Below are 15,379 nucleotides of genomic sequence, written 5' to 3'. Positions count from 1 at the left end.
AGATAATACTGTTATATCCGATATTAGTACTAATGATAAGAACTAATATCGAATTAATGTAAAGTGTTAGGTTAATTTGAACTAGTCTTAAGTAGTTATGACAATGCTATTATCACTACCAAATTCATTGGCGAGATAAAGATCCGCTTTATAGTCATTTTCCCATTCATTATCATTGATTAAATAACGAAACTGGAAAGTTTCATTCTTGGGTAAACGAACCTTAGTTTTAAATGCTTTACTGGCTTTATTATATTTCATTGCAACTGGCTGCCATTCATTAAAATCAGCCACAAGTTCAATTTTATTTATATCGTCACGTTGAAATTCAAAGGTAACTTCTGCTTCATCTTTGGTTTTAAAAAACTTCTTAGTAATCATAATTGTTCCTACAAAAATTATTAAAAAATTTTATAAGCTCAAGATTGCGCAACTAAGGTGCATCTCATGTGATTTTTGCACAGTCTAAATGCAAATAAGCTTATAGTTTAGTAAATTGAATTACCAAACTATAAGTAAGCATAAACTGTTCCAAAAAATATAAAAGCTAGTTAAATTATTTCATCGGTAGGGTAAGAGTGAACTCAACTCCACTGTTATCATCAAGATTTTTGGCTTCTAGCTCACCATTATGAAACTCGCTGATCAAACGGCAAATATACAAACCAATGCCTAAATGAGGCTGTTGTTTTTGCTCTTCTGATCTTAATGAAACCATGGCATCAAATATATTATTTTCCATCCCTTCTGGCAGCAATGCGCCTTTATTGGTTACCGATAAGGTCGCACTATTGTTTTTACTATTGCTATGTAAACAAATAACAATAGCGTCTTTATCTAAACTAAACTCAACAGCATTGGCAATGAGTTTGTCAAATAATTGCGCTATATGCTCATCGCTTCCCTTGATATATAAAGGCTGGGTTGCAATATTGACGCTAAAAAGTTGCGGTTGATAAATTTGTTGATAGCTCAAACTACAGCCCTCAACTAATGCCGCCAAATCAAATTTTTCTAATAATGATGTTTGCAAAGCCTGCTCTAAATGACTGGCTTCACTCATCGCCATCAGCATTGAGTTCAACCTATTTATGCCATTTTTAGCCCGCTGCATATAAGGTTTGGTTGCATCAGCTAAGTTATCATTTTCCATCATTTCTAATGAAGAACGCACTACTGAAATAGGTGTTTTTAATTCATGCGATAGCCTTGAAGACATATTTTTTAAGTAATCATTATACTGGCCAAGTTCGCCAATAATTTTATGCATACTGCGTGATACATCGCCTATTTCATCGTTGCTTTTAAACGGTGTTATATTGGCGCTGATCTCGCCTTTATCGTCAACTGCTGCTTCTACTTGGTTACGTAAGCGACGAATTTTTAGAGATGTCCAAAGCGAATAGATAAATAAGAATATTACGCTAAAAGCAATCAAAGCACTGGTGATCACTATCCCTTCAATTGCTTTGTTACGAATACTTCGAACCGCATGGGTGGTTTCTTCAACAATCACCACTCCCTTAACTTTATTGTCTAAATAAATAGGGTGGGCTGCCGATAGTATCACGGCTTTATTATCTTTAGAGCGCCACCAATGAGAGTCAGGAGTGCCTTGTAAAGCGTTATTAATGTAATCTTGCTGTTTGCGATTGGCAAAGTCTTCGGTGGTAAATTGCTTAGCTGGCTTAACTAAATACAATTTATAAAGAGGCTCTAATAAAATGTTTTTAATTTGTTCGAAACGCGACAGTTCTTTTTTTGAAATATCTTCGTTTAACCACTCACCAGTAGCATTCTCTAACGTACCTTTTTTAAATAAGACGCGGTTATGTTGATCCATAACTCGGATTGTTGAATGCGTTCGTTTACTTGCGGTTATTATATTTTCGATTGTTTTTGAAGGTACGGTAAATGTGCCCAGTGACTCTATAGTTTCACTGCTGCTAGTACCAATATTGACCGCTTTAATGGGTTTAGTTGAGCTGTCCACATCGCTTATATGAAATGAAAACTTCTCGCCAACCAGATCTTTGGCGATGCGCAATTCTAAATTATAACCATCTGGCGTTAAATGCATTACCCCTTGAAAGCGGTTTTCTGGTTTGGGAAAGGCCAACTTATTGCTCGAATTAGGCATTAAATATGCGCTATTCCAGCCTGGCTTAAAGTTACTAAAAACATAGCGTACTAATTGATTATCTTGATTGATAGTAGCGACTTCTAAGTGATCATTATCTGTGACAGAAAGGGCATTGCTGGCGCGAAAAATAACACGTTCATCTGTTACTTTAAAAAATGCGTAGACAAACTCTTTATAGCGACCAATATGAGTTTCATAAGATAAACTAACCGAATCGGGATTTAATAATTCAAATTCAACTTGCGCAAATTTCTTTATTTGATTTTGACCATCGTAATGATTGCTATTTTCTGAGGTGATAAAGTTTTGCCAATCATCTCTTTTGCCATCGAGTTTGATCGCGGTATTGATTTCGGTTGGGAAAAAGTCTTTACCTGTGGTGAGCTTATCAAGAAAGCTTGCATGCTTATTAAATAAGTTTGGCCTTTCGTGCAAAGCAGTTGCTAAACCTCGAGCATTACCCATTAAGTTTTGCTCTTGGCCTTTCCTTAATAGCTCTTCCATATCATCGACGTAATAATAGCCAACAAAAGGAATAGCCAAAAGCAGACTAGCAACTAGCATTAATTTTACCGTCAGATTAAGGCGTAACTTTTTCATTAACTTGCTACTCTATTTACCATCATTCCAACGATAGCCCATGCCATAGACTGTTTCGATGCAGTTAAATTCTATATCTAGCGCATTAAACTTTTTACGAATGCGTTTTATATGGGCGGTAACGGTATTGTCATCGACAAAAATTTTGGCATCATCCATAAGTTGCTGTTTACTCTTAACATGACCAGGGTTTAAAGCAAGTGAATGGATCATCCAAAATTCAGTGATGGTGCTGTTCACCAAAGTCTTTTTCCAGTGTACGTTTAACCTGTCTAAGTTGATAGTTAACTCACCACGTTCAATCAGTTTATCTACCGGTTGTGGGTTACTCATCGCATCTAAAAATTTAAAAATGGTATGAATACGAGCACTTAGGTTAGCAAAACTCATGGTTTTACTGACGTAATCATTTGCCCCTAATCTAAGGCCGCTGATGATGTCGGCATCGCTATCGCGAGCCGTTAAAAATATAATAGGTAAGGTTGCCGATTTTTCTCGCAGGTAACGGCATAAATCAAAGCCACCGTCAAAATCTTCTTCTAAACCTATATCTAAAATAGCTAAGTGCGGTAGAGCTAGATCGAAGGCATTGATTGCTTGTTGTTTATTACGGTAAGTTTGTACGATAAAGCCTTGGCTGCGTAAAGCATCGGCATAATTTTCTCTGATAGCTTCATCATCTTCTACTATGGCAATTCGTTTTGTCATTGGCTATATATCCGTCTTATTCTTTATTCTGTGCTTAACGATTTGCTTACTATATCGAAAATCTTTCATAGTTTTATCATAACAGGCAAACAATCATAATTCGTCATAATTGCGCGTTAACTCTTCATTTTTCTCCTATTTTATTGTCATTTTTATTCGGTTTAATTAAGTCATCAAAAACAACAACCGAAACAACATTAAGGTGAACATTATGAAACAAGCAAAATTAACTAAAAAGACTCGAGTAAATGCGGCAATAACAGCAGCAGTATTTTCAACTATTTTATTAAGCCCGACGTCAATGGCCTCAACAGACGAACTTGATGAGCAAATATCGACCAATGAAACAATCGGCATCAGTGCCGGCGCAATTGTTGGTGGTATTTTTGCTGGACCTGTTGGCGCTATAGTCGGTGCCTTAACCGGCGATTTTTTTGCTAAGAACGTTGATTACGAAGAGCAAGTAGTAAAGCTTGAATCAGAACTAAGCAATAAAGATCTTTATGCTAAAAATCAGCACAACAAGCATCAAGCAGAAATAAAAAGGCTTGAGCAGCAGTATCAACAAGAAGTAATGACCATTGCGAGTACTTACGAGAATAGTGAAAAAGCACAAGTGGAAAATATTTTAGTAAGCCTGATGTTTCGCACCGGTTCTTCGCAAATTGAACCTCATTATCAACAACAAGTAGAAGCACTAGCACAAGTACTTAAACGTTCTCCGCACCTTAATATTGATCTTTCAGGTTATACCGATAAGCAAGGTGATGAAGAGCTAAATAATAAATTAGCCAAGGAGCGAGTGGCTAATGTTAAACAAATTCTTGTTGCGCAAGGTATTGCTGAGGGAAGAATTATTGAAAATGCATTTGGTGAACTTGAACCTATTGATAACACCTTAACATCTGAAGTTAATTACTTTGACCGTCGCGTTGAACTTAAATTATTAGTTAATAGTGAGGAGGTGGCTAAACAAGCAAACTTATAAACTTATACCAGTTAGTTATGAGGATTGGTATTAAATAAATATTTCGTTCATTAGAGCTATTTTCTTTGAAAATAGCTCTGTTTTCGTTATTTAACAGCAACCATTTTTTTACTAATGAACAGTAGAGTCATAATTGATCATTATTGCTCTTTGCTTTGTCAGATTAACAGATAATGAATGTCATTTTGTTTGGTTTAAATAGTGTCATAACCAAGGAGAATTGTTATGTCATTAACCCCCATTCCAAAAACTATTTTAATAAAGAAAAATTTTACCATTATTTTTCCATGGCTATGTTATTTAGCCTTAGGTCAATCGCTGTTAATGAGCTTTATGTTATATGCTAATGCCAGTGATTTCAGCTCAGAGCCATTACCACAAAAAATTGAATTATCAGGGGTAAGCTCTGGCAGTTTATTTTTAAAAAACCAGCAAGGTTATCAAAATAGCTTAGTCTTAAGTACTGATTATAGCGTTGACGTTAACGGTTTAATGGCTCGAACCAATTTAGTTCAGTCGTTTAAAAATACTTCGAATGATTGGATGGAGGGAGTATATGTATTCCCTTTAACAGAAGGTGTTGCCGTTGATGCTTTAGAGATGCATATTGGTGAACAGATTATTGTTGGCGAAATAAAAGAGCGCAAACAAGCAAAGAAAATTTATCAAAAAGCTAAATCTGCTGGCAAAAAAGCAAGTTTACTTGAGCAAGAACGAAGCAATCTTTTTACTACTTCAATTGCTAATATTCCTCCGGGTGAAACGGTAAAAATTAAGATAAGTTACCTGCACGCCCTGCCTTTAATTGATGGCCAGTTCAGCTTACGTTTGCCGTTGACTATTACCCCTAGATATATACCCAAAGAGAGTGTTGAACTAAGCAGACAAAAACAACAAGTTCTGCGCGCAGAGCAAGTTACTAAACTAGTCGAAGCAAACAATGAAAACATTAATATTAACCAAGGTACTGGTTGGTCTGTAAACACTAAAAAAGTAGTAGATGCATCAAGAATAACTCCCCCTCAGATACATCAACAACAAGCTCAGCAAGCGAGTATTCGAGTAAATTTAAATGTTGGGCTAGCGATAACAGATGTCAAAAGTTTGTACCATCAGGTTAAACGCCAAGCCAATAAAGTAATGCTTGCCAGTAAGCACATAGCAATGGATCGTGACTTTGTTTTAACTTGGTCTATTGCCAATGAGTCTATTCCTAATGGTGCATTTTTTAAAGAAACTAAAGATGGTTATGATTACGGTTTAGTTATGTTAAACCCACCTAAGTTAGCGAGAACCGCGGCTAAAATGCCAAAGGAGATGATTTATATCATTGATACTTCTGGCTCTATGGCAGGTGAAGCTATACGCCAAGCCAAGCGGGCATTAGACTTTGCAATAAAGCAATTAGAGCCACAAGATTTATTTAATATCATTGAGTTTAATAGCACTTACTCAACCCTTTATTCACAACCTCAATTGGCAAGTGCTGCTAATGTTGCACAAAGTATCCATTGGATAAATCAGTTACGGGCAGATGGCGGCACTGAAATGTTACCGGCTTTAAATGCGGCATTAGGTCATCACTCAAAGCCAGGCTTTATTCGTCAGGTGGTGTTTATTACTGACGGTAGTGTGGGCAATGAAACAGAGTTATTTACGGTAATTAATAACAAACTATTTAATTCTAGATTGCACACAGTAGGAATTGGCTCAGCTCCTAATAGCCACTTTATGCAACGCAGTGCACAGCTTGGCAGAGGTACATTTAGCTACATAGGTGATGTCAGTGAAGTTAGAACAAAAATGACAGAGCTGTTTAGCAAAATTAATCAACCGTTATTAACCGATATCAAAGTTAACTGGCCGAGTAAAAATGTTGAGTTATTACCCCAAAGAATAGCCGATCTATATGCTGGCGAGCCTTTAATGATTAGTGCTCGTTGGCCAAGTACTAGCCAAGGTGAGGTTGTTATCAAAGGTAATATAATTAAGCGACAGTGGCAGCAATCACTAGCATTAAACCAAGTAAATCAACACTCTGGAATTGCTACTTGGTGGGCAAGACAAAAAATAAAGCAGCTTAATTACAAGCTTCATAAAAGCAATGATCTTGAACAAAAGCAGCAACTTATTGATTCGATAACATTGGTTGCTCTTGAACATAATATTTTATCGAAATACACCAGCTTAGTGGCCGTTGAAAAACAACCAAGCAGAAAGGTGAATGAATACTTAAAACAGCAATCTGTTGCCAACGCTATGCCGAAAGGTTCACTGCAGAGCATTCCTTTAGCGCAAACTGCAACTAGTGCCAAAATGCAATTATTGGTGGGCTTAATCTTAATGCTAATGACCGCAATTTATATTCTTGTTGAGCGACTTATCTTTAAAAATAAAGCGGAGCTAGGTAATGATGAATAATACTCGAAACTCTATCGAACAGGCATTCCCAACTTGCGAAACAAAGCCAAAAGCTAAGTTAGCCCATAAGCAAGTTAAAGCTTGGCTGCGTAAAATTTTAATCACAATAGCTGTGTTGTTGGTGTTTAACAGTGCCTTTATCCATTTTAAGGCATATGCAGCCCAATATTTATTGAAACAAGCATGGCAAGAAACCAAAGTGGATAAAAACGTTAAACCTTGGCCATGGGCTGATACATGGCCGGTATTAAAGTTAGGTTTTCCAAGTGTTGATGAAAAGCAAATTGTACTTGCGGGCGACTCGGGTAATGCATTGGCTTTTGCTCCTGGGGTAAGCTATGCAAGTGTTGCTCCAGGGCAGGAGGGAACTGTAGTTATCTCTGGTCACAGAGATACTCATTTTTCTATTTTACAGCATTTGAATCCTACTGAAGAAATTGTTATCGAAGATAGCGAAGGTAATTTATTTACTTATGAAATCATTAATATTGAAGTTATTGATATTAATGAACAACAAATCACTCAAACTGATTTTGAGCGCTTATTGTTAGTAACTTGCTATCCATTTGAGCAAACACAAAGTCAAACCCCACTGCGCTATATTATTGAAGCATTACCGGTAAAGTCATCAAAAAATTATCAATATTTAGCGCAAGAAAGCCACAATGTTTTTAATCAAGGGGTGACTTTTAACTTTTAATTGCTAAAAGTGATTTTTATTGTGTTTTTTATGGTTAGTTGCTAACTTTGTGTAAGCGCTTACATTGTATCCAGTGAACAATATGACCATAACAAAAACGATAAAACCATTTAGTACTAAAGAAAGTGTTGGCTACGCCTGTGGTGACGTAGCCTCTAATTTTTATTGGCGTGTATTCGACGTATTTCTATTTATCTTTTATACCGATGTATTCGGCTTATCTGCTGCAGCAGTAGGTACAATGATGCTAGTTACTCGTTTAATTGATGCCTTTTCTGACCCTCTTATGGGCGCCTTAGCCGACAGAACTAAAACGCGCTGGGGTAAATTTAGGCCTTATTTGTTGTGGGGGATCATTCCTATTATTGCGGCGGGTGTTTTAACCTTTACCGTACCCGATTTAGACGATACTGGAAAACTGGTCTGGGCTTATGCAACTTATATTTTCATGATGCTAGCTTACACCTTTATTAATGTACCTTATGGTGCTTTATTAGGTGTTATCACCGGTAATAGTCAACAACGTACATTATTAACTAGTTTCCGATTTATCGGAGCGTTTTCCGGCGGTAGTTTAGTGGCTTACCTTACACCAGAGTTGGTGCTGTGGTATGGGGGAGATAATGAAGTATTAGGCTGGCAACTTACTATGCTTACTTATGGCCTTGTTGCTGGGTTATTATTTTTTATAAGTTTTGCTGCAACCACAGAGCGTATCCAACCGATCAGCGAGAGCAAAACCCCAGTAAAGCAAGATATTAAAGACTTGTTTAGTAACAAACCTTGGTTAATTTTGTTCTCACTTGCGCTCATCATTATGATGACAATCACCTTGAGAGGAAGCTCGGGCACATTTTATTTTAAATATTTTGTTGAGCGTGAAGACTTGATTGGTAGTTTTAGCCTTGCTTACATGCTGTCATTAGGTGTTGGCGCTGCTTGTACGCCGATATTAACTAAATTCTGTGATAAGCGTAAATTACTCTTTATTTTAATGTCTTGTGTAACGGTTTTATCAAGCGTTTTTTATTTTGTTGAACCTGAGCAATTATGGCTTATTTTTGCTTTGCAGATAGCCATAGGTTTTTGCCTTGGCCCTAAATCTCCTTTAGTTTTTTCTATGTATGCCGATACTGCCGATTACTCCGAGTGGCAAACTGGGCGCAGAGCTACAGCAATGATTTTTTCTGCCGCGGCTTTTGCACAAAAGCTAGGTGGTGCGTTAGCTGGGGCTATGATGGGCTGGGTGCTTGCAAGCCTTGGTTATATTGCCAATCAAGCGCAGTCGCTTGAGTCGCAAAATGGTATAGTTTTGCTGATGACTTTGTTACCTGCGGTATTCGCTTTAATTTCGGTATTTATCATTCGCTTGTATCCTTTAGCCGATACTGACGTTGCCAAGTTACAGGCACAGCTTGAACTTAAAAAGCAGGAAGTTTAGTTGATGGAAAACCTTAATAAAGAACTGTTATCGGTTGATAGAGAACAGCATAGTTTTATCTTAAATTCAGCAACGCAATTGCCACAAGCAGGAAGCTTTTTGTGGAATAAAGTGATGATGCTACAAATGAATTGTCGGGGTTATGCGGTAGGGCAATTTATGCAACCAGAGCCTAGTAAATACTCATTTGCACCAAACATTGAAGCAAAAACTTTTATGCAACCTGAGCATAATTACTATGCTGATCACCCTGGACGATTTTTTTATATTAAAGATGAAGATTCAGGACAAATATTTTCAGCCCCTTTTGAGCCAACTCGAGCTAAATTAGACAAGTTTGAGTTTTGCGCCGGGCAAGCCGATATTAAATGGCATATTGAAAACTTAAATATACAAATAGATTTAACTCTTAATTTAGCCGAAGATGATGCCATTGAAATGTGGCAGCTAGCGGTTACTAATTTAGATGATAAACCAAGAAATATAAGCATTTATCCATATTTCACCATAGGTTATATGTCTTGGATGAATCAATCCGCCGAATTTTTAGCAGAGCATAATACGATTGTTGCAACCTGTATCTCTCCCTACCAAAAGGTCGAAGAATACTTTAAACGTGGTGAGTTAAACGATAAAACCTATTTAATTGCAGAAACACCGCCATTTGCATGGTGCTGTAATCAAAACAGCTTTACAGGTGAAGGTGGTATTGCTAATCCGGATGGTATTAATTGCGCTAGCCTAGATAATATGAACGCGCTCTATGAAGTGCCTAGCGCTGTCATGCAGTATCGTGAAAAACTTGTAGCAGGAGCAAGCAAAACTTACCGATTTTTATTTGGCCCAGCTAAAGATAATGAGCAAGTCGTAAGTGTTAAGCAAAAATACTTTAGCCAAGATAAATTTTGCGCTGAAAAAACAGCTTATCAAAACTATATTGCCAAGGGGCAGGGGGTTTTAAATATAGACTCAGGTGACACTGTTTTTGATGAATATGTGAATCATTGGCTGCCAAGGCAGGTATATTATCATGGTGACGTAAACCGTTTAACCACCGACCCACAAACTCGAAATTATTTACAAGATGCTTTAGGCATGAGCTATATCAACTCGGCTAAAGCTAGAGCTGCCTTTATTACAGCATTAGGTCAGCAAAGCATTAATGGCTCTATGCCTGATGGTATTTTAATCCACCCAGAAGCAAGCTTAAAATATATCAATCAAGTGCCACATGCCGACCACTGTGTGTGGTTGCCAATTTGTCTGCAAGCTTATTTTAATGAAACCAATGATAGTAGCTTACTAACAGAATCCATTAAATTTGCTGATAGTGAGCAAAAGGTATCCCTTAAAGAGCATGTTGAATTAGCTCTGGATTGGCTGATTAACGCTTGTGATCAGCGGGGGCTTAGTTACATTGCCCAAGGGGATTGGTGCGATCCAATGAATATGGTGGGCTACAAAGGTAAGGGCGTCTCTACTTGGCTTACTTTAGCCAGTGCCTATGCCATAAATTGCTGGCTGAATATATGCCGCTTATACAACTTAGATTGTGATGAAAAATACTCAACAGCGGCTGCAGCATTAAATGCTGCGGTTAATAAGCATTGTTGGGACGGGCAGTGGTACAGCCGAGGCATCACTGACGATAACATTAGTTTCGGTATAAGGGCTGATCATGAAGGGCGTATTTTCTTAAACCCTCAGTCTTGGGCATTGCTCGCAGGAGCTGCTAATAAGCAACAGCAAGGTGAAATTTTAGGGCAAATACAACAGCAACTCGATACGCCTTTTGGCACTATGATGCTAGCGCCAAGTTATACCAAGATGCGTGAAGATGTCGGCCGAGTTACCCAAAAGTTCCCTGGTACAGCTGAAAATGGCTCTATATATAACCATGCTGCGGTGTTTTACGCTTACAGTCTTTACCAAATAGGGGAAGGCGAAAAAGCTTATCAAGTATTGCGTAAAATGCTACCTGACGATGACCTTGGCAAACGAGGCCAGTTACCTAACTTTATTCCTAATTATTATCGCGGCGCCTATTATCAACACCCAGAGCGTGCTGGTCGTTCAAGTCAGCTTTTTAACACCGGAACAGTGTCTTGGGTATATCGATGCATTATTGAAGGCCTTGCCGGATTGCAGGGACAAAATGCTAGCTTAACAATAAAACCACAACTGCCAAGCGATTGGCAAAAGTTATCGGTAAAACGTGAATACCTTGGCGCCACATTTAATGTCGATTATCAAAAAACATCGAAGGTGACTAAGCTAACTATCGAAGTAGATGGTGAGGCTTTAGCAAGTAATGAAATTAATAATATACAGCCAAATAAACAATATAATGTACAGGTGTTAATTCCTGAGAATAAAGTTAGGGCTGAACAAAAGAATCTTTATATAGTGATGGGAGTTAGCGGCTGTGGTAAAACAACGGTTGCTAAAACATTAAGCCAGCATTTTAATTATCACTTCGTCGAGGCGGATGATTTTCATTCAGAGCAAGCTAAAGCTTATATGCAGCAAGGCGTTGCTTTAACCGATGAGCAAAGACTGCCTTGGATTGAATTAATTTGTAGTGCTTTAAAAGCGCAATATGAACTTGGCAATGACTGTGTTTTAGCCTATTCAGGTTTAAGGGCCGAGCATAGAGAAAAATTTAAACAGTTAGGTTTTAACTGTCAGTTTATTTATTTAAAAGCGGAGCAAGATGTTATTGCAACACGTTTAACAGAGCGAGAATCACACTTCTTTAATCCGACATTGTTGGCGAGTCAATTTGCTAGCTTGCAATCACCTGAAGGTGAAGCGGATGTGTTAACATTCAATGCTAACCAAGCCGTAGCACCACTTTGTCAGCAAATTATCAAGGCAATTTCTAATAGCGTTACTAAGGAAAATCAAACGAATGGCGTTTAGCAAAAAATTATTATCAACATTAATACCGGCTGCGCTATTGTGCGCAACCTCCGCAAACAGTAACGAAGATGTTATTTCTGTACCCGTTGCAACACAAGCAATCACTATTGATGGCATTGCTAATGATAGCGCATGGAGTGCAAGTACTTGGCTGCCAATTGATCAACATATGATAGGTGAATATCCGAGTAAGGAAGACTTTTCAGGTCGATTTAAATTACTCTGGGATAAGGATTATTTATATCTATTAGCTGAAATCACCGATGATGTTCTTATAGATAAAATAGCCGACCCATTAGATAGGTATTGGGATGATGATTGCTTAGAGATATTTCTTGATGAAGACGCATCTGGTGGTAATCATCAATTTGACTTTAACGCCTTTGCTTACCATGTTGCTCTTGATAACCAAGTGGCAGATATTGGCCCTAATAATACTGATGGTAGTACTAACTTTATTTTACTAAATGATCATGTAAACAGTGTTTGGAAAAGGGATACTAACGCGCCCCATAAAGTTTATTGGGAATTAGCGATTAAAATTTTTGATGACAGTTTTACCTTACCATCTAATAACCCTGAAAATATTCCGGTAAAACTCAGCGCAGATAAAACTATGGGCTTTATGTTGGCTTATTGTGATAATGATGCCAGTGTTGAGCGTGAACACTTTCTTGGTTCACACAAGATAACTCCGGTAAATGGTGATAAAAACTTAGGTTATATTGATGCTAGTGTTTTTGGCAAGATCAAGTTAGTGAAATAGCTATAACAATATTATGTAGGCAGGTAATACTATTCTCACAGGGTAGCATTTTTGTTTTTTATAAATGCTACTCAATGAGCAGAAACTTAATGGCATAGGTATAAATTCAATCTAGATCAATTAAATTGAATTTACCGAATTGCGCTTAACTAACTTAGGTTCAAATATATTAACAATCTTAGCTATATTAAGATCTTTATGTTTATAAACATCTTTTAAGATAATGTCGGTTGCCATTTTACCCATTTGATAGGCTGAGTTATCAATGGTGGTCAACTCAGGATAAAGATAACTGGCAAACATATTATTATCAAAGCCGATAATAGACAAATCTTTCGGCAATATATATCCACTCTCTCTTGCCGCTTTCATTGCACCTGATGCCATTTCATCATTACCACAAGCAATAGCAGTAAAGTTAATACCACTGTTATTTATTTTATGAAAGCATTTATAACCACTGTTTTCATTGAAGTCACCTTCAAAATAATAGCTGTCATTTAAATCAATATTATACTCGGCTAATGCTTTTTTATGACCAACAAAGCGATCATAAGAGTCGACTTTCCAGTCAGGGCCTGCAATATAAGCAATATCTCTATGGCCTTGTTCTAACAGATGTTTAGCTGCTAAATAGCCACCATATTGGTTATCTAAACTTATACAGTTATCGCTAATTTCATCAACTTTACGGTTGATTAAAACAGTAGGGATAGTTTTAGATACTTGAATTAAATATTCATCACTTACCGAGTCAACTAACAGTATTAGGGCATCACACTTGCGCCCAATTAAAAAATCAATCGCTGACTTTTCTTGTGCTTCGTCACTGTGACCTGTGGTGATAATGATGTGTTTATCGGCGAGTCGTAATTCAGTTTCAATACCGTTCATTACTAAACCGAAGAAACCACCGTGTAATTCTGACACTAAAACACCAACGCTATTGGTACGATTTGATGCAAGTGATTGGGCTATTGAATTAGGACGGTAACCTAATTGTTCCATTGCTTCTAATACTTTGGTGCGAGTTTTATCGCTCACTTTAGCGTTATTATTCATAACCCTAGAGACTGTTGCTAACGATACACCAGCTAGTTTAGAAACTTCATAAATAGTAGCCATAATATTCCTGTATTAAGCGCTTCGGCGTTGTACTAAATCATCACTCATTTGTTTATTTTGCTTTGTTGATAATGGGTAATACATCATCAATATTGCCGCTAAAATAGCAAAGCTTGCAGGTATCCAGCTCATTAATAATTGCATGCCTGGTAATGATGCTGCAATTGTACTTTCGTCCATGCCATCATAGCCATAGCCAGCTAAAACGATTAACACTAATGCTCCGGCAAAACCACCGCCTGTTTTTTGAATAAAAGTACCAGCACTATAGATTAAACCTGTAGCTCTGCGGCCATTTTTCCATTCAGAATAATCGGCTGAATCACCCAACATGGTAAAAAATAAGGTAGGCATAATGGCAGAGAAAAACTCGGTAGTACAACCTAAAATGAAAATCGCGGCAATATTTCCTTGTGGTACCCAGTAAAAGGCAATGGTTAGAATTGCACTAATTAAAAGTGCGACAATAAATAGAGGTTTTTTACCGAACTTTTCCGATAAATAGCTAGTTGATAGCGCCCCTAAAATAGAAACAATGAGTAAGCCAATAAAATATTTACCGGCCATTAATTCATCACCCACATGGTATTTGAAATAATAGGCAATAACGCCGTATTTAATACCATTAAACATCATGGTTAAAAAGCCAATACCCAATAATATAAGCCAAGGTTTATTGGTTAATAAGTCAACCATGTCCCGTTGCGTGCCGGTTAGTTTATCTGAAGGGTTGGCTAATAGGCGTTTGATTAAAAGCCACATAGTAATCATGACTAAAGTAAAAAATAGACCACTATAAAGCTCTCGATAATAAAAGAAGAGGGTGATTGAAAGCAGAGGGATAATGATAAAAGGTAAGTTTTTGGTTAGGTCTTTTATCTCACTTTTTAAGTTACTTTTATCATCGATTGTTGGTACAACTCTTTCTTTGGTTGTAAAAAAGGTAATTAACATTAACACGATTAATAAGGCGGCAAACACATACATAGTATATTGATAGCCTACAGCATCGTTACCATTACCTAAGTAAGCAACTAAATCAGGCAAAAAGCCCATAACTAATAGTCCACCAGCGAAGGCTCCGGCAAACCTAAAGCCAGATAAACTGGTGCGTTCGGTATCGCTTGGTGTCATAACTCCCATAAGAGCAGAGTAGGGAACATTATTAACGGTATAAGCCAAGGTTAAACCTATATAAGTGGCATAGGCATAAATTAGTTTATTGGTTTCGCTAAGATCTGGTGTGGTAAAACAAAGCACCATAAATAGCGCAAGGAAAGGAGTAGACCATAATATCCATGGGCGAAATTTGCCCCAACGTGTCGATGTTCTATCGGCAATCATGCCCATGATTATATCGGTAACACCGTCAGATAAACGCACAACTAAAAATAGCATGGCCGCAGCTGCTGCACTTATACCAAAGGTGTCGGTATAAAATACAGCTAAATAGGCTAAGGCACCGCGCCAAACTAAGTTGGCTGCTGCATCACCCATGGCATAGCCAACTTTTTCATAAAATGGAAGTTTAGTCATATTGATTATCGTCTTTATATTATTATAGT

Annotated in this window: 11 protein-coding genes; 6 read left to right on the top strand and 5 right to left on the bottom strand. The window is 37.4% G+C overall.

All coding sequences use genetic code 11. The features are described 5' to 3' along the window. Positions 1–87 precede the first annotated feature (87 nt). The 3 genes from FNN08_RS12895 to pdsR form a co-directional block, all read right to left on the bottom strand. The gene (locus FNN08_RS12895) at positions 88–381 is read right to left on the bottom strand and encodes an isoamylase early set domain-containing protein (protein ID WP_143586442.1); all 294 of its coding nucleotides are present in this window, start codon (positions 379–381) and stop codon (positions 88–90) included. 175 nt (positions 382–556) lie between these two features. Beyond that, complete coding sequence (gene pdsS, locus FNN08_RS12890) at positions 557–2,743, bottom strand: proteobacterial dedicated sortase system histidine kinase (RefSeq protein ID WP_143586440.1); 2,187 nt, start codon at positions 2,741–2,743, stop codon at positions 557–559. 12 nt (positions 2,744–2,755) lie between these two features. After that, complete coding sequence (pdsR, locus tag FNN08_RS12885) at positions 2,756–3,451, bottom strand: proteobacterial dedicated sortase system response regulator (RefSeq protein ID WP_143586438.1); 696 nt, start codon at positions 3,449–3,451, stop codon at positions 2,756–2,758. Between the two features lie 211 nt (positions 3,452–3,662). Here pdsR and pdsO point away from each other — a divergent pair, with 211 nt between their 5' ends. The 6 genes from pdsO to FNN08_RS12855 all read left to right on the top strand — a co-directional run bounded on the left by pdsO (position 3,663) and on the right by FNN08_RS12855 (position 12,689). Continuing rightward, positions 3,663–4,439, top strand: a complete 777-nt coding sequence (gene pdsO, locus FNN08_RS12880) for a sortase-associated OmpA-like protein PdsO (RefSeq protein WP_143586436.1) — start codon at positions 3,663–3,665, stop codon at positions 4,437–4,439. Positions 4,440–4,664: 225 nt separating this feature from the next. Then, positions 4,665–6,860, top strand: a complete 2,196-nt coding sequence (locus FNN08_RS12875) for a marine proteobacterial sortase target protein (protein WP_143586434.1) — start codon at positions 4,665–4,667, stop codon at positions 6,858–6,860. Further along, a complete protein-coding gene (locus tag FNN08_RS12870) occupies positions 6,850–7,560 on the top strand; it encodes a class GN sortase (protein WP_143586432.1) in 711 nt (236 codons plus the stop codon). Before FNN08_RS12875 ends, FNN08_RS12870 begins: the two co-directional genes overlap by 11 nt. 82 nt (positions 7,561–7,642) lie before the next feature. Continuing rightward, the gene (locus tag FNN08_RS12865; RefSeq protein ID WP_143586430.1) at positions 7,643–9,001 is read left to right on the top strand and encodes an MFS transporter; all 1,359 of its coding nucleotides are present in this window, start codon (positions 7,643–7,645) and stop codon (positions 8,999–9,001) included. Between the two features lie 3 nt (positions 9,002–9,004). Further along, on the top strand, positions 9,005–11,923 hold the full coding sequence (locus tag FNN08_RS12860) for a gluconokinase, GntK/IdnK-type (protein WP_143586428.1): 2,919 nt from the start codon (positions 9,005–9,007) through the stop codon (positions 11,921–11,923). Continuing rightward, positions 11,913–12,689: a sugar-binding protein gene (locus FNN08_RS12855; RefSeq protein WP_143586426.1), complete on the top strand. Its 777-nt coding sequence runs from the start codon at positions 11,913–11,915 to the stop codon at positions 12,687–12,689. Before FNN08_RS12860 ends, FNN08_RS12855 begins: the two co-directional genes overlap by 11 nt. Before the next feature lie 120 nt (positions 12,690–12,809). On the opposite strand, the gene FNN08_RS12850 is transcribed toward FNN08_RS12855, so the two are convergent. Further along, positions 12,810–13,814, bottom strand: a complete 1,005-nt coding sequence (locus FNN08_RS12850; RefSeq protein ID WP_143586424.1) for a LacI family DNA-binding transcriptional regulator — start codon at positions 13,812–13,814, stop codon at positions 12,810–12,812. Between the two features lie 12 nt (positions 13,815–13,826). Next, a complete protein-coding gene (locus tag FNN08_RS12845; protein WP_143586422.1) occupies positions 13,827–15,350 on the bottom strand; it encodes an MFS transporter in 1,524 nt (507 codons plus the stop codon). Positions 15,351–15,379: the final 29 nt, after the last annotated feature.

The sequence above is a fragment of the Thalassomonas sp. M1454 genome (assembly GCF_007097525.1).
GTDB lineage: Bacteria > Pseudomonadota > Gammaproteobacteria > Enterobacterales > Alteromonadaceae > Thalassotalea_A.
This window is presented reverse-complemented; position numbering and strand designations above follow the sequence as displayed.